Annotated in this window: 22 protein-coding genes; 11 read left to right on the top strand and 11 right to left on the bottom strand. The window is 66.7% G+C overall.

All coding sequences use genetic code 11. The features are described from left to right. Positions 1-22: 22 nt before the first annotated feature. The 3 genes from AC07YR_RS14135 to AC07YR_RS14125 all read left to right on the top strand — a co-directional run bounded on the left by AC07YR_RS14135 (position 23) and on the right by AC07YR_RS14125 (position 1,983). The gene (locus AC07YR_RS14135; protein WP_494734348.1) at positions 23-904 is read left to right on the top strand and encodes a CPBP family intramembrane glutamic endopeptidase; all 882 of its coding nucleotides are present in this window, start codon (positions 23-25) and stop codon (positions 902-904) included. 29 nt (positions 905-933) lie between these two features. Continuing rightward, complete coding sequence (locus AC07YR_RS14130; protein ID WP_494734347.1) at positions 934-1,671, top strand: DUF4386 family protein; 738 nt, start codon at positions 934-936, stop codon at positions 1,669-1,671. Positions 1,672-1,776: 105 nt separating this feature from the next. Continuing rightward, positions 1,777-1,983, top strand: coding sequence for a hypothetical protein (locus tag AC07YR_RS14125; protein ID WP_055807347.1), 207 nt, complete (start codon positions 1,777-1,779; stop codon positions 1,981-1,983). Here AC07YR_RS14125 and AC07YR_RS14120 read toward each other — a convergent pair. From AC07YR_RS14120 to AC07YR_RS14100, 5 genes are all read right to left on the bottom strand, one after another. Continuing rightward, positions 1,980-2,963, bottom strand: a complete 984-nt coding sequence (locus tag AC07YR_RS14120; protein WP_494734346.1) for a CapA family protein — start codon at positions 2,961-2,963, stop codon at positions 1,980-1,982. The genes AC07YR_RS14125 and AC07YR_RS14120 overlap by 4 nt on opposite strands. Positions 2,964-2,993: 30 nt before the next feature. Beyond that, positions 2,994-4,244 carry an ABC transporter permease gene (locus AC07YR_RS14115; RefSeq protein ID WP_494734345.1) on the bottom strand — a complete coding sequence of 417 codons (1,251 nt, stop codon included), beginning with the start codon at positions 4,242-4,244 and terminating at the stop codon, positions 2,994-2,996. 2 nt (positions 4,245-4,246) lie between these two features. Further along, positions 4,247-5,194, bottom strand: a complete 948-nt coding sequence (locus AC07YR_RS14110; RefSeq protein WP_494734344.1) for an ABC transporter ATP-binding protein — start codon at positions 5,192-5,194, stop codon at positions 4,247-4,249. A 219-nt stretch (positions 5,195-5,413) separates the two neighbouring features. After that, entirely contained in the window at positions 5,414-5,590 is a 177-nt protein-coding gene (locus tag AC07YR_RS14105) for a CsbD family protein (protein ID WP_082507011.1), read from the bottom strand. Between the two features lie 133 nt (positions 5,591-5,723). Next, positions 5,724-8,162: an HAD-IC family P-type ATPase gene (locus AC07YR_RS14100; RefSeq protein WP_494734343.1), complete on the bottom strand. Its 2,439-nt coding sequence runs from the start codon at positions 8,160-8,162 to the stop codon at positions 5,724-5,726. A gap of 121 nt (positions 8,163-8,283) precedes the next feature. Between AC07YR_RS14100 and AC07YR_RS14095 the strand changes: the two genes are divergently transcribed. Further along, entirely contained in the window at positions 8,284-8,688 is a 405-nt protein-coding gene (locus AC07YR_RS14095) for a hypothetical protein (RefSeq protein WP_326951076.1), read from the top strand. Positions 8,689-8,692: 4 nt separating this feature from the next. Here the strand turns inward: AC07YR_RS14095 and AC07YR_RS14090 are convergent, their stop codons facing one another. Further along, positions 8,693-9,436: a GAF and ANTAR domain-containing protein gene (locus AC07YR_RS14090; RefSeq protein ID WP_494734342.1), complete on the bottom strand. Its 744-nt coding sequence runs from the start codon at positions 9,434-9,436 to the stop codon at positions 8,693-8,695. A gap of 387 nt (positions 9,437-9,823) precedes the next feature. Here AC07YR_RS14090 and AC07YR_RS14085 point away from each other — a divergent pair, with 387 nt between their 5' ends. Then, positions 9,824-11,149 (top strand): phosphoribosyltransferase family protein, encoded by a 1,326-nt coding sequence (locus tag AC07YR_RS14085; RefSeq protein WP_494734341.1) that lies wholly within the window; start codon positions 9,824-9,826, stop codon positions 11,147-11,149. On the opposite strand, the gene AC07YR_RS14080 is transcribed toward AC07YR_RS14085, so the two are convergent. Continuing rightward, positions 11,119-12,180, bottom strand: coding sequence for a glycosyltransferase family 4 protein (locus tag AC07YR_RS14080; RefSeq protein ID WP_494734340.1), 1,062 nt, complete (start codon positions 12,178-12,180; stop codon positions 11,119-11,121). The two genes, AC07YR_RS14085 and AC07YR_RS14080, sit on opposite strands and share 31 nt — an antisense overlap. Positions 12,181-12,538: 358 nt before the next feature. Between AC07YR_RS14080 and AC07YR_RS14075 the strand changes: the two genes are divergently transcribed. Then, complete coding sequence (locus AC07YR_RS14075; RefSeq protein WP_436058625.1) at positions 12,539-14,209, top strand: GAF domain-containing sensor histidine kinase; 1,671 nt, start codon at positions 12,539-12,541, stop codon at positions 14,207-14,209. Positions 14,210-14,238: 29 nt separating this feature from the next. On the opposite strand, the gene AC07YR_RS14070 is transcribed toward AC07YR_RS14075, so the two are convergent. The 3 genes from AC07YR_RS14070 to AC07YR_RS14060 all read right to left on the bottom strand — a co-directional run bounded on the left by AC07YR_RS14070 (position 14,239) and on the right by AC07YR_RS14060 (position 16,182). Further along, positions 14,239-14,877 (bottom strand): response regulator, encoded by a 639-nt coding sequence (locus AC07YR_RS14070; protein WP_436058624.1) that lies wholly within the window; start codon positions 14,875-14,877, stop codon positions 14,239-14,241. Beyond that, positions 14,858-15,571: a hypothetical protein gene (locus AC07YR_RS14065; protein ID WP_494734339.1), complete on the bottom strand. Its 714-nt coding sequence runs from the start codon at positions 15,569-15,571 to the stop codon at positions 14,858-14,860. The genes AC07YR_RS14070 and AC07YR_RS14065 overlap by 20 nt, the downstream gene beginning before the upstream one ends. A gap of 131 nt (positions 15,572-15,702) precedes the next feature. Continuing rightward, positions 15,703-16,182 (bottom strand): universal stress protein, encoded by a 480-nt coding sequence (locus tag AC07YR_RS14060; protein WP_436058622.1) that lies wholly within the window; start codon positions 16,180-16,182, stop codon positions 15,703-15,705. A gap of 135 nt (positions 16,183-16,317) precedes the next feature. Here AC07YR_RS14060 and AC07YR_RS14055 point away from each other — a divergent pair, with 135 nt between their 5' ends. The 5 genes from AC07YR_RS14055 to AC07YR_RS14035 all read left to right on the top strand — a co-directional run bounded on the left by AC07YR_RS14055 (position 16,318) and on the right by AC07YR_RS14035 (position 19,995). After that, complete coding sequence (locus AC07YR_RS14055) at positions 16,318-16,635, top strand: DUF3040 domain-containing protein (protein WP_055807317.1); 318 nt, start codon at positions 16,318-16,320, stop codon at positions 16,633-16,635. 13 nt (positions 16,636-16,648) lie between these two features. Continuing rightward, entirely contained in the window at positions 16,649-17,026 is a 378-nt protein-coding gene (locus AC07YR_RS14050; protein WP_494734338.1) for a hypothetical protein, read from the top strand. Between the two features lie 152 nt (positions 17,027-17,178). Continuing rightward, positions 17,179-18,051, top strand: coding sequence for an NAD-dependent epimerase/dehydratase family protein (locus AC07YR_RS14045; RefSeq protein ID WP_055807311.1), 873 nt, complete (start codon positions 17,179-17,181; stop codon positions 18,049-18,051). 8 nt (positions 18,052-18,059) lie between these two features. Then, positions 18,060-19,091 carry an aldo/keto reductase gene (locus AC07YR_RS14040; RefSeq protein WP_494734337.1) on the top strand — a complete coding sequence of 344 codons (1,032 nt, stop codon included), beginning with the start codon at positions 18,060-18,062 and terminating at the stop codon, positions 19,089-19,091. An 82-nt stretch (positions 19,092-19,173) separates the two neighbouring features. Then, the gene (locus AC07YR_RS14035) at positions 19,174-19,995 is read left to right on the top strand and encodes an NYN domain-containing protein (RefSeq protein ID WP_494734336.1); all 822 of its coding nucleotides are present in this window, start codon (positions 19,174-19,176) and stop codon (positions 19,993-19,995) included. 9 nt (positions 19,996-20,004) lie between these two features. Here the strand turns inward: AC07YR_RS14035 and AC07YR_RS14030 are convergent, their stop codons facing one another. Continuing rightward, positions 20,005-20,220 carry a hypothetical protein gene (locus tag AC07YR_RS14030; RefSeq protein WP_055807302.1) on the bottom strand — a complete coding sequence of 72 codons (216 nt, stop codon included), beginning with the start codon at positions 20,218-20,220 and terminating at the stop codon, positions 20,005-20,007. Positions 20,221-20,381: the final 161 nt, after the last annotated feature.

The raw sequence follows: 20,381 nt of genomic DNA, 5'->3' as shown, positions 1-20,381 counted from the left end.
TTGGCCTGAACCGAGGCACATCATGAGCGTTGAATCGAATGCACCGAACTCCGCGGGAAGCATCCGCATGCGGCTCAAGGACCGCATAGCCGCGCACCCGGTCGCCGCTTTCCTGATCCTTGCCATCCCGCTGGCCTGGCTGGCGCAGTGTCTTGCCATCGTCTTGCTCAAGGACGTTACTCCCGGGCTCCTGGTGGAACTGCTGGTCCTGCTGGGGACGGCCGTCCTTGTGACGGCGGCGACGGATGGCCGTGCCGGCGTCCGGCGCCTCTTCAGCGGGGTGGTCCGCTGGCGTGTGGGCGCCGGCTGGTACGCCATGGCGTTGCTGGCACTGCCGTTGCTGACTCTCCTGACCGCCGTCGCGACCGGCACGCTCCGTGAGCCCGGCAGCGGGTGGGCAACAACCGCGGGGCTGTACCTGCTGAAGGCAGTGGTCATCGGCGCCCTGCTGGGCAACGTCTGGGAGGAACTGGCCTGGGCGGGGGTGGTCCAGCGCCGGCTGATGGACCGGAAGGGCGTGCTTGCAGGCTCACTGCTGACTGCCATCCCGTTCGCCCTCATCCATTTGCCCCAGGCCTTCGCCGCGCGGGGGTTCGCAGCGACCCCGTGGACGGACGTTGCCCTGTCCTGGGGAGTGCTCTTCGGGTTCGCCGCCGTAGCGCGTTACCTACTGGGTATGGTGTTCGTGGGAACCGGCGGAAGCATCCTGATTCTGGGACTCCTGCACGGTTCCATGAACGCGTCCCAGGGCATGGACACGGTGGACTGGTGGCAGTTCATCCCGGCGGTGGCGGTGCTGACCGCGGCGGTCGCGGCGTACCTCGCCGTCAGGTCCCGGACCACCGGCCAGGGCAGCAGCGGACATGCCCTGCGCCGGCGGCCATACCGGGCCGCAAACCCGTAGCTGTCAGCCGGCGGAAGGGAGTTAGGGACATGGAAGACACAAAGAACGACGGCGGGCTCCGCCGCCCCGAGCTGCGGCTGTCCGCCGCACTCCTCTTCGCCGGCGTCGTTGCCTCGCTGCTGGCCGGACTCCAGCACCCGGACGCGGCCAGCGCCAACGACCACCCTGCGACGTTCGCCGAGTACGCGGCCAGCGACGCCTGGATCGTGGTCCACCTCGGGCAGTTCGTTGGCATGGCGCTGCTGCTCTGCGGACTGCTGGTGCTTGCCTACGCCCTCAACGTCCGGCACGGGCCAGCGGGCTGGGCCGTGCGGCTGGGTGCGGCGGCGGCCGTTGCCGCGCTCGCCCTCTACGGTGTCCTGCAGGGTGTGGACGGTGTTGCGCTCAAACATGCCGTCGATGCCTGGGCCGGCGCCGCCGAGGGGGAGAAGGCCCTGCGCTTCGCGGCTGCGGAGGACATCCGGTGGCTTGAGTGGGGAGTCAGGAGCTACCAGAGCTTCATGCTGGGTTCAGCGCTCATCCTGTTCGGCAGTGGCATCGCCGCCACGCGCAGGGTCTCCCGGTTCATCGGGTACCTGATGGCGCTGTCCGGAGCGGCCTACCTGGCGCAGGGCTGGATCATCGGTGCCGAGGGCTTCTCCGCATCCAATAGCCTGCCCACGCTGGCGGGCATAGTGCTGATCCTCGGGTGGACCGGCTGGCTCCTCGTGGCGGCCTGGCGGAAGACAGCGGATGACAAAGCAGGGGCGCAGGCTTCCGCCGGCTAGTCTGCCGCTCACTGGACTTCCGCCCGCTGGCAGGTACCGATAATCTGGGAAATGCCAAGATGCTGCCAGAACAGCACCCCAGTTCCTGGCCAAGAGAGGCACGACATGTCAGAGAAGCTGCATCTCACCCCGGAAGACGAGTTTCCGGAAGATCTCTCAAAGGTCGAGGACACGGAACTTCAGGTCCTCGACAGCCAGATCCAGCGCCAGCTGGATTACGAGTACGTGGCCGAGGGCGAACCGAATCCGGAGACCGAATTCAGGCATTTCGACCTCGATGAGGAATTCAGCGAACGGGACAAACGGGATTAACTGTCCACCGGTATTTGCAGCACATTCGTTTCATCGACCCACCTACTCTGCGTTCCCAGCAGGGCGCTAAGCTCCTGCATCCGTACTGCGATCCGGCGTGAGCTTCTTCCGGCCAGCCGCGCCTGGAACCCGGTGATGACGGTTGGATGGAGCTGAAGCCGGACGGGCACGCCGCCGCCGATTTCGAGGCGGAAGATGAACGACTGGTCGTTGCGTTCTTCGGGGTCCACGGCATAGTCGTCTATGAAGTCGCCGGCGCTGTAGATGAGCGGCCGGCCGCGGTAGAGCTCCACGCCGCGGAAGATATGCGCCGAATGCCCGAACACGACGTCGGCCCCCGCATCCACCAGCGCATGCCCCAGCTCCCGGTGGGCGGGCGGCACATCGGCGCCCCAGTTGCCGCCCCAGTGCGCCGAAACGACCAGCAGGTCCGTGCGTGCCCTGGTGCGGCCAACCAGCGCCAGCAGGTCCCGGACCCTTGCCTCGTCCGGGCGCCGTTCGTCCACCGGCACGTAGTACACCCCGGGCCGGAACGGTCCCGCCTCCCAGTCCGGCTGGTTGTCCGTGAAGGCAAGGAGTCCGACGGCGGCCGGACCCACCCGCCGGATCACCGGCCGCCGGGCGGCCTCCAGGTCCGGCCCCGCTCCGGCGTGCAGGATTCCGCTGCGGTCCAGCGCAGGCAGCAACTCCCGGAAGGCGTCCGCCCCGTAGTCGAGCACGTGGTTGTTGGCGAGCGAGACGGCGTCGATGCCCGCGGCAGTCAGTGCGGCAGCGTTCCGGACGTCCGAGCGGAAATGGAACACCTTCCCCGGCAGCGGCGTCCCGCCGTCGGCCAGGACGCATTCGAGGTTGGCGAACCGCATGTCCGCCTGCGCCAGGACCGGAAGCGTGTCGCCCCAGGGGTAGGCAGGCGGGGCTGACCTGAGCCGCTCGTTCACCAGGCGGCCCAGCATCACGTCACCGAGGAAAACCAGCCGCACGGTCCGCCTCCCGCCCCGCCAAAGTCCCGGCTACTTCTCCGCCGGGCCGGCCACAGCGTGCCGTGATCCAGCTTTGAGGGCGGTCCTGATGCTGACCTTCCGGGTGTAGGAGATGGACCCGTAATGGAAGAGCCGCACGGCCACACGGAGCATCAGTGCAGCGCCGACGTAGAGGATGGCGATCACGACTGCGGCTTCCAGGACGCCCAGCGATCCGAACGCGTTCCGCAACAGCGCCGTGACCGGCGCCGAGAAGGGGAAGTAGGTGAACACCTGCACGATCAGGGAATGCGGCTCGGAGATCACCAGGCTGACCGAATAGAACGGAATGAAGATCAGGGCAATCATCACACCCATGAAATTCCCGGCTTCCTTGGCTGTGGGCATTACGGCGCCGATGGCCACCAGCGTGGTGGTGAACAGGGCGAAGCCGCCCACGAGGATGAGGAAACCGACGGTGATGCGCAGGGGGTCGAAGACCAGCTGGGAGAATTCGAACGCGGGGATGCTCAGGGCATCACGGTAGAAGAGTCCGCCGATCAGAATGGGCGAGGCGAAGACCGCCACCTGCACCAGGCCCACCATGAACAGGGCCAGCACCTTCCCTGTGATCAGGGTGGTGGGCTTGAGGGTCGTGAGGATCATTTCGGTGACCCTGTTCTCCTTTTCCTCCAGCGTGGAGTTCAGCATCTGCCCGGCGAGGAGCACCACCAGCCCGTAAAACACCACCAGGAACGCCATCGGCGGAATCACGGAGTTCATGCCGCCGGCCACCTCGGACCCCTGGTAGGTCACCGTTTCCACCTGCACCGACCGCGCCGCGAGCCCGGACAACTGGGGCGAACCGATCCTCACGGCCACAGCGCGGGCAAGCATGGCCTGGGCGACGGCGGCGTACTTGCCGTTTTCAAACAACCCCCGGTCCGCGCCGTAGGCCTTCACCGCAGTCGCCTCGGGATGGGCGGGGAACTCGAAGTAGGCCTCGACGGCGCCGGACCGGACATCCTGTATCCCGGCGTCGGACGAGGCCGCGGGAACGGCGCCGAACGCGGCCGCGTCAGCGGGAGTGATCAGGCCGGAAGCATCCAGGTAGGAGATGCTGAACTGGGCGTTCTTTTGGGCCTCGGCGGCGGAACTGGTGCTGGTGTTGCTGAGGAAGATCATCCCGAACACCACGGCCATGATGACGGGCACGGACAGGGTGCCGATCCAGAAGCGAAGTTTGGTGACGGTGCGGACGAATTCGAAGCTGATGACGGTTCCAAGGTTGTGCTGGGCCACGGCTACGCACCCCGTGTTGCGGCCACACGCCCGGGGGCGGGTGCCGGGGACCCGTTGTGTTCCCCGTACACGCGGATGAAGATGTCCTCCATTGAGATCTTCGTGGTGGTGAAACTGCGGATGACGATGCCGGCGTCCATGAGTTCGCGCAGGATGGCCGCTTCGTCGGTGTCGTCCGTGATGGAGAGCTCCGCGTAGTTGGTTTCCTCCAGCGTCACCTCATAGTGCGGCGACGGCGGGATGGGTCCGGCGTGCCGGATGCGGACCACCCTGCCGCCGTACTTGTTCTGGACCTCATCGATGGTGCCGTAGGCCTCGGACGTGCCGTCCTTCAGGAGGATGATGCGGTCGCAAAGCCGTTCCACTTCCTCCATCTGGTGGGTCACCATCACCACGGTGGCGCCCTCGTTCTTCTGCTCCGCGATGATGTCCATCAGGAGGCGGCGGTTCACGGGGTCGAACCCCTTAGTGGGTTCGTCCAGGATGAGGAGCTCCGGACGGTTCATGATGGTGACGCCGAGCTGGACCTTCTGCTGCTCGCCGCTGGAGAGCTTGTCCACCTGGGTGGCGGCCTTGCCGGCAAGGTCCACGCGGTCCAGGTATGCCAGGGACCATTGCCGCGCCGAGTGCCGGTCCATTCCCTTGAGCCGGCCGAAGTAGGTCATGACGTCCATGACCTTTTCCTTCTTGTAGAGCCCGCGCTCCTCCGGAAGGTAGCCCAGCCTGCTGCCGTGCTCGGGCTTGAAGGGCCGCCCGTTGATGTGGAGGACGCCGGCCGTGGGTTCGTAAAGGCCCAGGAGCGCGCGGATGGTGGTGGTCTTGCCCGAGCCGTTGCTGCCCAGGAACCCGAACGTCTCCCCGGCCCGCACGTCGAAGGACAGGTCGCGGATCACGGTGGTGTCCGCGAAGTCCATCCGGAAACCGCTGATATGCACCACTGGCTCGTCCATGGCTGTCGCCGCCTGTACCGATCATTGCCCGCCGTTGTCGGTTCCCCCGGGGCAGGCTGCCATGTGACCAGAGTGGTTCCGGATGCTCCGAAAAGGAAGGGGCTAAGGTCCCGGCCGTGTGCCGGAACCTGCAACGGGACGTCACGCCGATCCCTCCGCTGGCGGGGCATAAAAATGGCCGGGACGCGAAAATCTCCGCGCCCCGGCCATCAGTAACGACTACTTGTCGTTGATGGTGTCCTTGACGTCCTCGGCGGCGTGCTTCGCGTCGGCCGTGCCCTGATCAATCTTGCCCTCGGTCTCGAGCTTGCTGTTATTGGTCAGCTTGCCGAATGCTTCCTTGGCCTCGCCGATGGCTTTCTCGGCAGCGTTCTTGATCTTGTCGCCCAAACCCATGTTTGTTTCCTCAATCAGTTGATCAGTCGCAGGCGGGCGGATGCCTACCGTATGCCCCTCCACCCTAGGTGCATACGGGTTCGGGTAGTGCCATAGGCGGTTATGCGTCCATGGCGCCGCGGCCGCCGCCCGGTCAAACATTGAGGCGGCGGCGTAACCGGAACACGAGCTCGACGGCGGCGCACCCGCCCAGCGCCGCCAGCAGGGCGGCATTGCGGAGCTCGTCCGGGGGCCACGAGATGCCGAAGAAGTCCGTGACGACCGGGAGGGTGAGCAGCGCCAGCAGGCCTGCATACATGGAGGCGATGATGAGGAAACGCCAGCGGTTCAGCGGCCGGGAGAGCACCACGAGCACCCAGCGCGCCACGAGGGCGAGCACCATGACCGACCCGGTCCGCACGGAGTCCTCCCCGTACCCGCCTGCGATCGCCGCATAGGCATTCAGGGAAAGGACGGCCGCGGTGATGATGAGGCCTGCAGGGACGGCGAACGTCAGGGAGCGTTTGAGGAAGCCGGGCCTGTAGAGCCGGGTGTTTGGCATGAGTGCCAGGAAGAAAGCGGGGATGCCGATGGTGAGCCCGTCGGTGGCGGAGAGCTGTCGCGGCAGGAACGGAAAGCCCCACAGCAAACCGCCGAAGACCACCGAAAGGGCAATGGCATACGCTGTCTTGGCCAGGAACAACATGGAGACGCGCTCGATGTTGGCGATGACCCGCCTTCCCTCAGCCACGACGCCGGGAAGCCTGTCGAATCGGCCGTCCAGCAGCACCAGCCGGGAAACGGCCTTGGTCGCCGCCGCGGCGGTGCCCATGGCTATCCCGATGTCCGCCTCCTTCAGCGCCAGGGCATCATTGACTCCGTCCCCGGTCATGGCCACCACGTGGCCGCGGCTGCGCAGTGCAGCGACCATTGCCTTCTTTTGCGCGGGGGTGACCCGGCCGAACACCTTGTGGTCCCGCAGGACGTCCGCCATGAGCTCGGGATCTTCGGGCAGCTCGCGGGCATCGTAGCCGTCAGCGGAGTCCAGGCCCACGTCGCGGGCAATGGCCGCCACAGTCCGCGGATCATCACCGGAGATGATGCGGAGGTCGACGCCCTGCTCCCGGAAGTAGGCGAGGGTCGTGGCGGCGTCGGGCCGTATCTTTTCACGGAATGTCAGTAACGCGGCCGGCACCAGCGTCGACGGCAGGGCTGCATCCTCCGCTTCCCTGGCAGCCATGGGCCGCCCGGCATGGGCCAAAACAAGGGTCCGGAGGCCGGACGATGCCAGCCCGGCCGCAGAGGCCAGGGCCTGGACGTGTCCCGGGGTCGTGGCCTCGAGGACGAGTGCCGGGGCGCCCAGCACCCAGGCACCGGGCGCAGCCCCGTCGTTGAAACTGACGGCGCTCCATTTCCGGGACGACGCGAAGGGGACGGAGGATACCGGGCGGGGTCCGCTGTCGTACTTGAAGTCGGCGGCGAGGCAGCGGGCGGTGGCGTTTGCGTCGGCGTCGGCCCCGAACCAGCCCAGGGCCTCCTTCCACCCTTGCGCCGGTGCGGTGCCGGCGTCGTGCACGCCGTCGAAAATGATTCGTCCTTCAGTGAGGGTGCCGGTCTTGTCCAGGCAAAGCATGTCCACCCGGGCCAGCCCTTCCACCGCGGCCAGTTCCTGGATGAGGACCTCGTCCCGGGCGAGCCGCAGCCCGCCCAGCGCGAACGCGACGCTGGCCATCAGCACCAGGCCCAGCGGGATCATGGCGATGACGCTTGCCACGGCGCCCACAGCCGCGGTCTTCCATGTGCCTGTGTCCAGCGCCTGGCTCCAGCCTCCCTGGGCGTGCATCTCGCCGTTGACAACAATGGCCATGACAGGGAGGAGGCCCCACGTGATCCACCGCAGGACCCGGTTGAGGCCGGTGCGGATTTCCGAGTTAACCAGGGAAAAACGCTTGGCCGCCGTCGTAAGCTTGCCGGCGAAGGAGTCGTCCCCCACTCGGACAACCTGGGCCCTGCCTTGGCCGCCCACAACACTGGACCCGGCCAGGACCTCGGACCCCGGTGCTTTGTCCACGGGATTGGACTCGCCCGTGAGCAGCGATTCGTCGATTTCCAGCCCGTGGGCGTCGTACACGGCGGCGTCCGCGGGCACCTGGTCGCCGGCGAAGAGCAGGATGACGTCGTCAAGGACCACCTCGGCCGTCGGAATGTCCCGGATGGCGCCGTCCCTGAGTACCCGTGCGTGCGGGGAGTTCAGCACCGCAAGCCGGTCCAGCGACTTCTTGGCCCGGTATTCCTGGACCACCCCGATGACGGCGTTGCCGACCGCGGCGAAACCGAAGAGGGCATCCTGCCACTGCCCCAGGGCCAGGAGCAGCACGAAGCTGCCGGCCACAATGGCGTTGAACAGCGTCAGGACATTGGCGCGGAGGATGTCCCATAGGCTGCGGCTGGATGCGTTGGAGACCAGGTTGGTCAGCCCTCCGCGGACGCGTTCGGAGACGTCCGCACTGGACAGGCCGTTCCCGCGCCACTTGTCTTTGCCAAACAGGTGGGTGCGTTGCCCCGTTACCATGTGTGCTGCTCCCTTGGGCATGCCCCGCTCGTAGTAGTCCTTAGTGTGGCACGTCGGCAGTGTGGCACGGCGGATGTGGCCCGTGGCCCGCCCTGGAGCGGACGGCGGATGTGGCCCGTGAATGCGCGGGAAAGGTACCATCATGACCATGCCCGGAGTTCTCGACATTGCAGGTCCCATCCTGGAAGTGCTGACCTGGATTTGCCTGCCCGCCGGCCTCATCCTTCTGGTGGCCGTGGGGACGATGAGGCGTTTCGATGATCACTGGATCGAGTCGGAGGGCGTGGTCTACTCCGACGAGAGCGGTGTGGGTTTCCGCTGGTACGACCACCACTACCAGGTCCATAACGCGCCCATGTCCCCGCACGACATCAGGCATATGGCTCCGGGTGACGCCGTCACCATCCACTACGCCGTGAAGACGCCCACCCGCTGGCGGACCACTGCGCCGGAGGTCCGCGGCGAGGCTGCAGGGGTCCTGGGCTGGATCCTCAGCGGCATCGGGGCAGCAGCCCTGGTCATCGGATTCCTGCTGCCGATGTTCTGAACCGCTACAGCTCGAAGTGCGTCCTGGCCGGGCCCTGGCCCAGGGAATCGACAATGGCAGCAGCCACGCCGTGCAGTTTCACGTTGCGCGCACTTGAGGCCGCCTTCAGGAGCTCGAAGGCCTCCTCCTGGCTGCACCGGTTCTGGGCCATGATGATCCCGATGGCGACGTCGATCGCGGTGCGGGACTCCAGGGTTGCCTTGAGATTGGCCGCCGTTTCGCTGAAGTGGGCGAACCGCACCGCCAGCCGGAGGGCCATGGACGTCTGGCTGACAAAGTCCTCGGCGAGTTCCAGGACCTTGCCCTCGAACCGGCAGGGCCGGTGGGAATAGAGGTTCAGCGCCGCGCGGGTGTCGCCGTCGAGCTGGAACGGCACGGCGAGGATGGACCGGACGCCGTGCCGCAGGACCGTGTTGGAGTACTTGGGCCAGCGTTCATGGGCCCGGAGGTCCTTGATGTGCACGGTCACCTGGTCGCGGGAAGCGGTCATGCACGGGCCGTCGCCAAAGTCGTACTGGATTTCGTCCATCGCCTGGGCTTCCGGGCTGCTGCTGGCCACCGTTGCTGCCTTACGGTGCCGGAGCAGGGTAATCCCGCAGAGGACGGCATCCCCGGGCTCGGAAAGGCTGCGCGCGGAAACCCGTGCGAGTTCGTGAAGGAATTGCTCCACATCCGAGCTGTTCAACACCATTTCGTGCAGATGCTGGCTGATGGACGTTGCGGTGTTTGCGGTCGACTCGCTGGCCACGATGTTCTTGCTGCCGTTTCATTCAGGTCAAAACGACCCGGCAGCGCGGCCGTCCGCCGCGTCGGTGGCGACGCGGATGGCAGGCAGAGGGGACCGGATCGTAGAACTATCCAACGGCTCTCTGCTAAACCGTACCGGGAAATTATATACATCTGTTGCCGGGCTCCGGACGCGTGTGACAACGCGGCCGTGGCTGCCCTGGGCGGGTTGGCCGAAGGCCGCCAACGCCCCTGGAATCCGGGCCGAAAGTCCCTCCCAGCCAGCCGCCGCCTGCCGGATAGTTGGAGAAGAACGGCCGCCGAAGTCCCTCCCCGCATGCTGAAGTGCATACCCCTGGGTTGCCCGGACCCGCACGGCGGCCATGAGCCACGAGGCGAACGGCTGGCCATGAGCATTTTCGAGGACAGGGTTGAAGCGGGACGGCGGCTGGGGCAGCGCCTCGAATACCTTCGCGGCCAGGACATCGTGATCCTTGGGCTGCCCCGGGGCGGTGTTCCGGTGGCGTTCGAGGTGGCCGCGGCACTGGACGCGCCGTTGGACGTGATTGTGGTGCGGAAGCTAGGCGTCCCGTTCCAGCCCGAGCTGGCCATGGGAGCCATCGGCGAAGGCGGTGCGCGGGTGCTGGACAAGCACATCATCTCCCATGTGCGCGTGACGGAATCCGAGCTTGCTGCCGTTGAAGAACGGGAGCGCGCCCTGCTCGAGTCGCGGGTGGCCCGGTTCAGGAAAGGGCGGACCCGCACCGAGCTTGCGGGCCGCACCGCCGTGATTGTCGACGACGGAATCGCCACCGGATCCACGGCCCGGGTTGCCTGCCGCGTCGCCCGCCAGCTCGGCGCGGCAAAGGTGATCCTGGCGGTGCCGGTGGCGCCGGCGGACACCCTCGCGGACCTCACTGAACCGGACGAAATCGTCTGCCTGGCCACGCCCCGCCAGTTCACCGCCGTCGGGTACCACTACCGTGACTTTTCGCCCACGGGCGACGACGAAGTTGTGCTGTTGCTCGATGCGGCAGCGAAGCGGCTGCACAGCGCCCAGACCGTTGCCAACGGGACGGCCGTGGATGAGGACGTCCAGATCGAAGCGGGAGAGGCGCAGCTCCAGGGGCACCTGTTCCTGCCGGCGGCGGGGGCCGCCGTCGTGGTGTTCGCGCACGGAAGCGGCAGCAGCAGGCACAGCCCCCGTAACCGTTTTGTGGCGTCCTTCCTCCAGCGGGCGGGCCTGGGAACCCTGCTCCTGGACCTGCTCACTCCGGCCGAGGAACTCAACCGCGCCAATGTGTTCGACATCGCGCTGCTTGCCGGCCGGCTCACTGCGGCGACGGCGTGGCTCGGCGAGCGGCCGGACACCGCCGGGAGCCGCATCGGGTACTTCGGTGCCAGCACGGGAGCCGGTGCCGCATTGTGGGCTGCGGCGGAACCCGGCGCCCGGATAGATGCCGTGGTGTCCCGGGGCGGCCGTCCGGACCTTGCCGGCCAGCGGTTGTCCGCCGTCCGCGCCCCCACCCTCCTGATCGTGGGCGGGGCCGACCGCGAGGTGCTGGAACTCAACCGCTGGGCCCAGGCGCTGCTGCGTTGTCCCAGCCAGCTGTCCGTTGTCCCGGGGGCAACGCACCTCTTCGAGGAACCCGGAACATTATCTGAAGCGGCGGCGCTCGCCAGGGACTGGTTCCTCCAACACCTTCAGCCGGGCGGGGAAGAGGCCGGGGACTGATTCAGGCGCCGGCCCCGCAGTATCTCCTCATACAAGGAGACGTGATCGGCCACCATCCGCCCCACGCTGAAGCGCAGCTCAGCGGCCCGGCGACAGGCAGTCCGGTCCAGTCCGGGGGCCAGGGCCAGGGCATCGGCCAGTTGATCGATGCCGGTCCGGAGGTAGCCGGTGACGCCGTCGTCCACGATTTCCGGTGCCGCCCCCGAACCGGTGCCCACCACGGGGGTGCCCGTTGCCAGCGCTTCGATCATCACCAGTCCGAAGGGCTCCGGCCACTGGATCGGGTTGAGGAACGCCACGGCGCCGCCCATCAGCTGGTACTTTTCCGCCGCGGTGATTTCTCCGAGGAATTCCACTTCCGGCCCCAGGAGCGGGGCCACCTGGCTGTCGAAGAAGTCCTGTTCCTCCGGGCCCTGGATGCGGGCGGACATCAGCAGCCTGACGCCTGCCTGACGCGCGATCAGGATGGCCTCCCGCGGGCCCTTGTCCGGGCTCATCCGCCCGAGGAATGCCGCGTAGCCGCCGCTGCCGTCTCCCACCGGCACGGCGTCAACGTCGATACCGTGGTGGATCACCCGGGCGATCGGCACACCGGCGGCGTCAGCCGCCTGTCGATGCGAGATGGCCACCATGGCCACATCGGGTCCCATCAGCCGGTAGAGGTCGCCCAGCTGCGAGCTGAACGGCCCGTGGTTGGTGGTGACCACGGGCAGCGAGGCCGGGCGGTAGCGGAAGAAGGGGCCGGCCACCGTGTGGTCATGGACAAGGTCCACGTCCGTCAGGGCGGCATAGGCCAGGGCCACATGGTAGAGCTCGGCACCTGCGGACCAGGTGGCGGCCGATCCGGCGCTGGGCGGAGGCATGTCCGGCACCAAGGGAACCGGGCAGGTGCTTCCGGCCGGGGCGGCCAGCAGCACGTCGTGACCGGCGGCAACGAGTCCGCGGGCCAGCCCGTCCACCACCACTTCGGTGCCGCCGTAGCGGGGCGGGGGCACGTGCAGCCAGGGCGGAGCGATCAATCCGATTCGCACGTTGGGTCATCTCCTCGTATCCCGGGGACGCCGCGTCATTCCGCCAGTTCAGACTCCCAGCCGCGGCAAGGGTTTCCCAGTGCCTTTAGTCCCGTTACGCTGTCCCTTGAGCCACTGTGTCCGTCTTGGTACTGTGTTGGTATCAGTCTGGGGTTGATGCATTAGGAACTCGGTGAAGCAGTCCGCCGTGCGTGTCTCGCTGCCTTGGGGAGTCGCATGAGCCCGGACCTTCCGGTAGTTACGAAGTATCGGTCACATCAGCCCGCTGGCGGTGGCCTGAGCAGCCTTCCCTTGTTGGATGCGCCTGCATCCGCCGTAACCAACGGCGGCCGTCATAATCCCGGCGTTCGGTGGCCCCATGTGGCGTGAACCTATCCGGAGGCGCACCGAGGACCTGTTGCGCGACTTCGTGGCCCGGGCAGATGAACTGGTGCGTGCCCAGGACCAGATGCAGGGCCTGCTGGGCGCCGTGGTTTCACTCACTGAAGACCTTAGCCTCGAAGCTGTCCTGGACCGGGTGGTGCAGTCCGCCTGCGAGCTGGTGGGCGCGCGGTACGGCGCGCTGGGCGTGATCGACGGCGAGCACGAGCTCGGGCACTTCATCACGGTGGGAATCGACGACGACGGCGTGCGGCTGATCGGCGATCCCCCCTCGGGCCGCGGAGTCCTGGGGCACCTGATCCGCCAACCCGAGGTACTCCGGCTGGACGATCTCGGCGCACATGAGATGGCCAGCGGCTTCCCGCCCAACCACCCCGACATGAAGACTTTCCTTGGGGTGCCCGTCAGGGTCCGTGGTTCTGTCTTCGGAAACCTCTACCTGACAGAGAAGCTCGACGGCGGGCCGTTCACTGCAGAGGACCAGGAGCTCGCTTCGGCTTTGGCGGCGGCCGCCGGCGTTGCCATCGAGAACGCCCGGCTGTACGAGGACACCCGCCGGCGCCAACGCTGGCTGGAAGCCGGGCTGGAAGTCAGCGACCAGCTGAGTTCGGCGCTGTTCCCCGGCGAAACCGACAACCTGGACCTCGTCGCTGAGCGGGCACTGACGGTCTCGGATTCGATCCTGGCCGTGATTGCCTACCCGGATGCCGACGGAACGCAGCGGTGCCGGACGATGGTGGGTGTCCAGTCCCTTCCTGCCGGCCAGGAGTTGCCGGCATCCAAGGTCGTCGCTGACGTCCTTGATACAGGGCTGTCCGCTCTCGTGCGGGACCCCAACGAGGTTTTCGGGCCCGGAACGGACGAGAAACTTGGTTCGCTGCTGGTGGCTGCCTTGGGACGCAAGAGCAGCGAACGCGGCCTGTTGATCCTGGCACGTCCGGCAGGAGGCCCGCTGTACCTCCAGTCCGACCTGCAGTCCTCCGCCGTTTTTGGTTCGCGGGTGGGGCTGGCACTGGGGCTGGTCAGGGCGCGGCAGAGGCGGGAAGAACAGCTGTTGTCCACGGACCGCGACAGGATCGCGCGGGACCTGCACGATCTGGTTATCCAGCGGCTCTTCGGGGCGGGGTTGAGCATGCAGAGCCTGCGCCGGTACATCCCGGACCCCGTGGCCCAGGAACGCATCTCGGCCGTGACAGCCGAATTGGACAGCACCATCCATGAACTCAGGGACACCATCTACTCGATGCGGACGGGCCACGGGCAGAAGGAACCACTCACCGGCCTCATCATGCGGACCATCCACGAAGGGATCCGCAACTCGGAATTTTCACCCAAGGTCCAGCTGACGGGTCCTGTGGACGAAGCGGTTCCCGACGCCGTCGTGGAGCAGCTGCTGCCGGTGCTGTCCGAGGGGCTGAGCAACGCGGTGCGGCACTCAGGTGCCGACGAAATCGACATATCCCTTTCGGCCCAGCCGGACTGTGTGGAACTCAGGATTACGGACAACGGCTGCGGTTTCGAGAACCCCGAGCGCGTCAGCGGCATCGCCAACATGAAGCACCGGGCCATGGCCCTGGGCGGCGAGTGCTCCATCGAGAGCAGCCCCGGCCACGGTACCCGGCTGACCTGGACCGCCCCTTCAGTGTGACCCGGAAGCCGTGACCGCGGCAGCCGGCGTTAGCCGCGCAACTCGAAGCCCAGCTTCGTAAGGATTCCCGCCACCTGGAGTGTCACCGTGGCCCGGGCAAAGCGCGTTTCCTCGCTGATCTCGCGGTTGGTCATGCCCTGGCCCATGAGAGTGAGGACCCTGAGTTCCTGTGAGCTCAGCCGGCTGTGACGGCGGCTCACCTGCGTTTTGTACAGGCCTTCCATGACTTTGCGTTCGACGCCGGGCTCCAGCAGCGATTCGCCCGTGGCCACCCGGCGGATTCCCTCAAGGAGCGCGGTCCCGGGCAACTGCCGGAGCACATAGCCGGCCGCCCCGGCCAGTACCGCGCTGCTGAGGGCGTGGTCGTCGTCATAACTGCTCAGCAGCAGGCACCGGAGTCCAGGGTTGTCGGAGAGGATTTCCCGGCAGACTTCGATGCCGGTGCCGTCCGGGAGATGGGCTCCGATCACCACCAGGTCGGGGCTCAGCGCCGGGATGCTGCGGCTTGCCTCGGAGGCCGAGCCGCTCTCGCCAACCACGTCGAAGTGCGCCTCTTCGAGCAGTTCGCGCAGTCCCACCCGGACCAGGGCGTGGCTATCCAGGATGTATACGCGCGTCCCCCCAACAACGTCCTTCCCGATTGCTGGGTCAGTGGCCACCGTGAGCATCACCCAGTCCTTGCTTCATCGGATCGGCGACGGCCCCGCCCGTATGCCCGCTGCCGCTTCGGCGGTTGTGGAATGCGTAGTACAGCAGATAGGCGCCGGCCAGCAGCGGCACCACCGCAGTCAGGTACTCCACGGTGCGGAAGGTGACGGTGGCTTGAATGGCAAAGGCCAGCCCCAGGGTGGCCAGCACGGCGGCCGGAATCAGGGGCCATTTCATCCGCTCCGGGGTGAACGACACCGTGGCGAAGGTTGCGGCGAGCCCCAGGAACAGCACGGCGGCCACCGGCGTTCCGTCCAGCCCCTGCGGCAATGCCACGATCAAGGCGAGCGTGAGCATGACACCGCACGGAATCAGCGCCCACCAGTTGGCCCGCTCCCGGAAGTACACTGCCGCGAAGCCGGCGGAGAGGAAGAGAAAGAATATCGAGCCCGGCCAGTCGCCCGCAGAGCCGGGCCACAGCTGCGTGGTGGTGACCACCGCGGCCAGCCCCAGGAGGGCAAACCCCGGGATGGCCGCCCACCAGTTCGCGCGGCTCCTGAGAAACACCGCCAGGAAGGCGGCGCCGGATGTCCCGAAGATCAACGGCCACACCAGCAGTGCGGTGTCAAGGACACGCAGGGCGTCCAGCAATAACAGGACGCCGGAAAGCAGGAGGACTGCGCCTGCGATGATGCTCGCAGTTGCTGCTTTCATGACGACGCTCCCGGGACTTGGCACGCGGTGATTGCCGCGCTCATGCATTCAGGTTAGGGCTTGAACGAGAACCGGGAGCAGGGCACAAAGTCACTGAACGCCCTGAGGTTCCGCAGGGGAGACGCCCGGCTTCACCCGGCCGTTGGACCCGGTTCCGGTTCGGCCACTTTGGAGTCCTGGCCCACCACCAGGACGGGGCAATGCGCATGTGCGGCGCAGGCTCCGCTCACGGATCCCATGACCTGCGAGAGGAAACCGCCTTCCCCGCGCCGGCCCACCACCAGCAATTGGGCATCGCGGCTTTCATCCACCAGGGTCTTTGCCGGCGGCCCGAACTTCACCGTGCGGGACAGCCGCGCCGGAGGAGATGCCCCGAAGGCCCTCTCGATGGCCTGGTCCACCAGGCGCTTCGCTGTTTCCTCGAGTTCCTCCATGCTGGGCACGCGCCCGGCAGGCATGTGGGAGGCGAGGTAGAAATCGGAGGTTCCGAGGCACGTGATGACCTCCAGCGGGGCGTTGAGGCTGCCGGCCATCCGTCCGGCGAGCTGCAGCGCAGCCGTGGAGAATTCAGAGCCGTCCACGCCCACCACAATGCGTTCTTCAGTGTTCATGGGTTCCAGCGTGCGCCTACCCGGGACGCCTTGCCTAGGGTCCAAAGACACCGCGATCCGTCCGTGACTTTTGGCTCTATTGACTTAAGCGCCGCATGGACGATCCTTAATATCAATCCGGTTCGGAGGTCAACGATGCCGCTTTCTGAACATGAAAGGGACGTCCTCAGGCAGATGGAGCAGTCGCTTCACGAGGATGATCCGCAATTCGCCGCGCGCATGGAGGGCCAGTCGTGGTCATTGATGCGGCGCGTAGTCCTCGGTGCCCTGTGCGTGGTCTGCGGATTCCTTGCGGTGATCGCGGGCGCGGTCGTACAGCTTATGTACTTGGGCGTCGCCGGGTTTGCCGTGATGGTTGCCGGCGGCTACTACGCCTCCCTGGGCTTCAGTCCGAGCCGGCTTCCGTTCGGGCGCCCGAGCATGGGCCTGCCGGGCCAGTCACAGCACATCTGACGAGCCTGCACCGATGACTTCACGCAGCCGGGTGCCCGCGGCCGCCCCGGATTCCGGACGCTCCCTCCCTGGCCGCCAGCTTCTGCGCTGGGCCTGGATCGCCGTTGCGGCCATTCCCGTCGCGTTCATGGCCGGCATGGTCATCGGCGAAGGGCTGCTCGCACTGCAGGGTTACGACAGCGGGGACCCGCTACCTCCGGGCGTCATCGTGAGCGCGGCGGGACCCGCCCTGCTGCTGATCCTGGCACCGGAGCTGGCTGCGGCGGTGCTCGGATTCAGGGCGCGTGGCCGAGGCGAGGCATCGGGCATCATTCCGGCAGTCATCGGCATCGTGGCGGCCGCTTTCACCATCATCACCAACACCCTTCCCCTTTTGCTCCGGCTTGGCTGAAGTCCGCCGGCGGGCGGGGACGTTCTTTCCTAGGACTCAGAGGGCCAGCCAAATGGGCTGCATCCGTGCAGCCGCGCCTCTAGGGTGGAATGACGACGGCGGCAGGCAGTTGCGGACGACCGGCCGCCGACAACTACCCAGAGGAGTTCCTGATGAGAGTTGCTGTTACCGGCGGAAGCGGAAAGCTGGGCAGGAGCGTGGTGCGCCGGCTTTCCGAGGACGGCCACGACGTCCTGAACCTGGACCGCACGGGCACCAGGGGCCGCGGCTTCACCGAGGTGGACCTGCGCAACTACGGGCAGGTCCTGGACGTGATCCTTGGCCTCGACGACCGTCACGGGGGATTCGACGCGATCGTGCACCTGGCGGCCATTCCGGCTCCGGGCCATGCGCCGGACGCGGCCACCTTCGAGAACAACATGCTCGCCACCTACAACGTCTTCCAGGCTGCGCGCCGGGCCGGAGTCAAAAAGCTGGTCTACGCCTCCAGCGAGACGGTGCTGGGACTTCCGTTCGACGTCGATCCTCCCTACATCCCCGTGGACGAGGAATACCCGGCCCGGCCGGAAAGCACGTACTCCCTGGTCAAGCACCTGGAGGAACAGCTGGCCATCCAGCTCACACGCTGGGATCCGGAATTGAGCATCACCGGCCTGCGCTTTTCCAACGTGATGGACCCGGAGGACTACGAGGATTTTCCCTCCTTCGACTCCGACGCCACGCTGCGCAAATGGAACCTGTGGGGCTACATCGACGGCCGGGACGGCGCGCAGGCGGTGGCCCGCGCACTGGAGAACGCCCGGCCCGGGTTCGAGGCGTTCATCATTGCCAACGAAGACACGGTCATGAGCCGGTCCAGTGCCAGCCTCGCGGCCGAAGTCTTCCCGGGCGTCAAGGTGGTCAAGGAACTCGGCGAACACGAAACGATGTTGTCCATCGACAAAGCCAAGCGCCTCCTGGGATTCGCTCCGGAGCACACCTGGCGCACGTATCACTCGAACCGCACCACGCCCACCGAGGACTGAGGAGAACTATGCAATACCGCACACTAGGCAACAGCGGCGCCGTCGTATCCAACTACGCGTTGGGAACCATGACCTTCGGCGCCGAAGCCACCGAGGAAACGTCCTTCGCCATCCTCGACGACTACTTCGCCGCAGGCGGCAACTTCATCGATACCGCTGACGTCTACAGCCAAGGGGTTTCCGAGCAGATCATCGGGCGCTGGCTGGCTGCCCGTCCCGAGGTCAGGGACCGCGCCGTCCTCGCCACCAAGGGCCGCTTTCCCATGGGCCAGGCACCGAACGACATCGGAACCTCCCGACGCCACCTCACCCGGGCCCTGGACGACTCGCTGCGCCGCCTCGGCGTCGAACAGATCGACCTGTACCAGATGCACGCGTGGGATCCCATCACGCCGCTGGAGGAGACGCTGCGCTTCCTGCATGACTCGGTCAGCAGCGGAAAGATTGCCTACTACGGCTTCTCCAACTTCCTGGGCTGGCAGCTGACCAAGGCGGTGCACCTCGCCAAGGCCCACGGCTGGAGCGCGCCGGTGACGCTGCAGCCGCAGTACAGCCTGCTGGTCCGGGAGATTGAGTCGGAGATTGTTCCGGCGTCGCTGGACGCGGGGATCGGCTTGCTCCCGTGGTCCCCGCTGGGCGGCGGCTGGCTCTCCGGGAAGTACAAGCGCGACGAGGCACCGGAGGGGGCCACCCGGCTGGGCGAGAATCCCAAGCGCGGCATGGAAGCCTGGCAGGCCCGCAACGACGATCCGCGGACGTGGGAGGTCATCGGAACCGTTGAGAAGATCGCCGCGGACCACGGAGTGAGTGCCTCGCAAGTAGCGCTGGCGTGGCTGGCGGACCGCCCTGCAGTGACGTCGGTGATCCTGGGGGCCCGCACCACCGAGCAGCTGGCGGACAACCTTGCCGCTGCGGACCTTGAACTGACTGAGGAGGAAACCCGGCGGCTCACGGAGGCCAGCCGGCCCCGGGTTGGCGTGTACCCGTACGGTCCCATGGCCCAGGAGCAGCGCAGCCGGAAGATCGAAGGCGGCCGCTAGCCAGCAACGGCGGGGCCCCGCCGCTTCGGGCCCCGCCGGGGGATAGGATCTGTTTACTATTCGCTGGGGGAGGACGGTAAACGTGGCAGGATCGCGGCAGCGGAACGTGGCTATTTTCCTGGACATGGAGAATCTCTTCGGCGGGTACGGGAACGACGTCACCTCCGTGCCGCTGGCGAGGGTGGTGCGTGACATTGAAAAGGTCGTTGGGGACACGGGCCTTGGCGGGCAAACGGCGCTGGCACGTGCATATGCCAACTGGGGCAGGCCGGACATGGCCGGGTACCGGAGCCAGCTGCTGGCCCACAACATCAAGCCCGTCCAGATTTTCTCGTTTGACCAGAGCAGCAAGAACGCCGCGGACATTGAGCTGGTGGTCGACGCACTTGAAGTGGCCGCGGACATGCCGTGGATTGAGCTTTTTGTGATCGTCAGCGGCGACGGTGACTTCGTCCCGCTCCTGCGGCGCCTGCATGCGCTCGGAAAACGTTCACTGGTTGCCACAACGTCCCAGCCGAAGGCCGGCGTCGTGAACAAGGTCCTGCAGTCGGTGGCCGACCATTTCCATGTCATCGACATCCCGGCACCGGCCCGGCCGGCGGCCAAGACGCCCGCCGCGAAATCGGCGCCGGCCGGGCCGGCGAAAAAGAAAGCCGGAGCGCCGCACACCGAGCTTGAACTCTACAAAGCCAGTGTCCATGCGTTCCTCAAGGACGATCCCACCCTCTGGGTGAAAGGCTTGGTCAACGTGGGCCGCCTCGGCCAGCTCCTGCGGGGCCGCTGGCCCAACGTGACCTACAAGACCTTCGGCTACAAAACCCTGACGGCGTTTGCCGAGGAAGGCTGCGGACTCAAAGTGACCAACACGCCCGCCACCGGATCGGCGGCCGGCGCCAAAGCGTGACCGCGTCCCTCAGCTGACGGGAACAACCTGGTAGCCGTCGTCCTTGGACACCAATTGCCGGCCGTGGTTGCCGTCGAACCGCAGCCACATGACGGCCGAATCCTGGGTGGCGTCTTCCACCTCGCCGGTGCGCACCATCCGGCCGTCAAGCCGCAGTTCAACCCGGCTGCCAATCAGCTGCTGCCAGTCGTCGGCTGTCCCGGGCTCGGGGATGGAGGCGGTCATTCCAGGTCCTTCTCTGTGATCGCTAACAGTTATGGAATGCTATCCGCGCCGGAACTGTGAAGCAAATCACATTTCCGGTGTGGGCGGGTTCTGCGGGCCAAGCGGGGCGGCCAGCCTTGCTGCCGGAAGAAGCACAAGCAGGGGGGGGGCGGGGGGGGGGG

The sequence above is a fragment of the Arthrobacter sp. GW460-12-1-14-TSB2 genome (assembly GCF_059423525.1).
The sequence above is the reverse complement of the archived record's forward strand: the minus strand, read 5'-3'. Positions and strand labels throughout refer to the sequence as shown.

Coding starts and splice junctions, on each gene's coding strand:
- AC07YR_RS14135 (WP_494734348.1), top strand. CDS start 23: ATGAGCGTTGAATCGAATGCACCGAACTCCGCGGGAAGCATCCGCATG.
- AC07YR_RS14130 (WP_494734347.1), top strand. CDS start 934: ATGGAAGACACAAAGAACGACGGCGGGCTCCGCCGCCCCGAGCTGCGG.
- AC07YR_RS14125 (WP_055807347.1), top strand. CDS start 1,777: ATGTCAGAGAAGCTGCATCTCACCCCGGAAGACGAGTTTCCGGAAGAT.
- AC07YR_RS14110 (WP_494734344.1), bottom strand. CDS start 5,194: ATGGACGAGCCAGTGGTGCATATCAGCGGTTTCCGGATGGACTTCGCG.
- AC07YR_RS14105 (WP_082507011.1), bottom strand. CDS start 5,590: ATGGGTTTGGGCGACAAGATCAAGAACGCTGCCGAGAAAGCCATCGGC.
- AC07YR_RS14100 (WP_494734343.1), bottom strand. CDS start 8,162: ATGCCCAAGGGAGCAGCACACATGGTAACGGGGCAACGCACCCACCTG.
- AC07YR_RS14095 (WP_326951076.1), top strand. CDS start 8,284: ATGACCATGCCCGGAGTTCTCGACATTGCAGGTCCCATCCTGGAAGTG.
- AC07YR_RS14085 (WP_494734341.1), top strand. CDS start 9,824: ATGAGCATTTTCGAGGACAGGGTTGAAGCGGGACGGCGGCTGGGGCAG.
- AC07YR_RS14075 (WP_436058625.1), top strand. CDS start 12,539: ATGTGGCGTGAACCTATCCGGAGGCGCACCGAGGACCTGTTGCGCGAC.
- AC07YR_RS14070 (WP_436058624.1), bottom strand. CDS start 14,877: ATGCTCACGGTGGCCACTGACCCAGCAATCGGGAAGGACGTTGTTGGG.
- AC07YR_RS14065 (WP_494734339.1), bottom strand. CDS start 15,571: ATGAAAGCAGCAACTGCGAGCATCATCGCAGGCGCAGTCCTCCTGCTT.
- AC07YR_RS14060 (WP_436058622.1), bottom strand. CDS start 16,182: ATGAACACTGAAGAACGCATTGTGGTGGGCGTGGACGGCTCTGAATTC.
- AC07YR_RS14055 (WP_055807317.1), top strand. CDS start 16,318: ATGCCGCTTTCTGAACATGAAAGGGACGTCCTCAGGCAGATGGAGCAG.
- AC07YR_RS14050 (WP_494734338.1), top strand. CDS start 16,649: ATGACTTCACGCAGCCGGGTGCCCGCGGCCGCCCCGGATTCCGGACGC.
- AC07YR_RS14045 (WP_055807311.1), top strand. CDS start 17,179: ATGAGAGTTGCTGTTACCGGCGGAAGCGGAAAGCTGGGCAGGAGCGTG.
- AC07YR_RS14040 (WP_494734337.1), top strand. CDS start 18,060: ATGCAATACCGCACACTAGGCAACAGCGGCGCCGTCGTATCCAACTAC.
- AC07YR_RS14030 (WP_055807302.1), bottom strand. CDS start 20,220: ATGACCGCCTCCATCCCCGAGCCCGGGACAGCCGACGACTGGCAGCAG.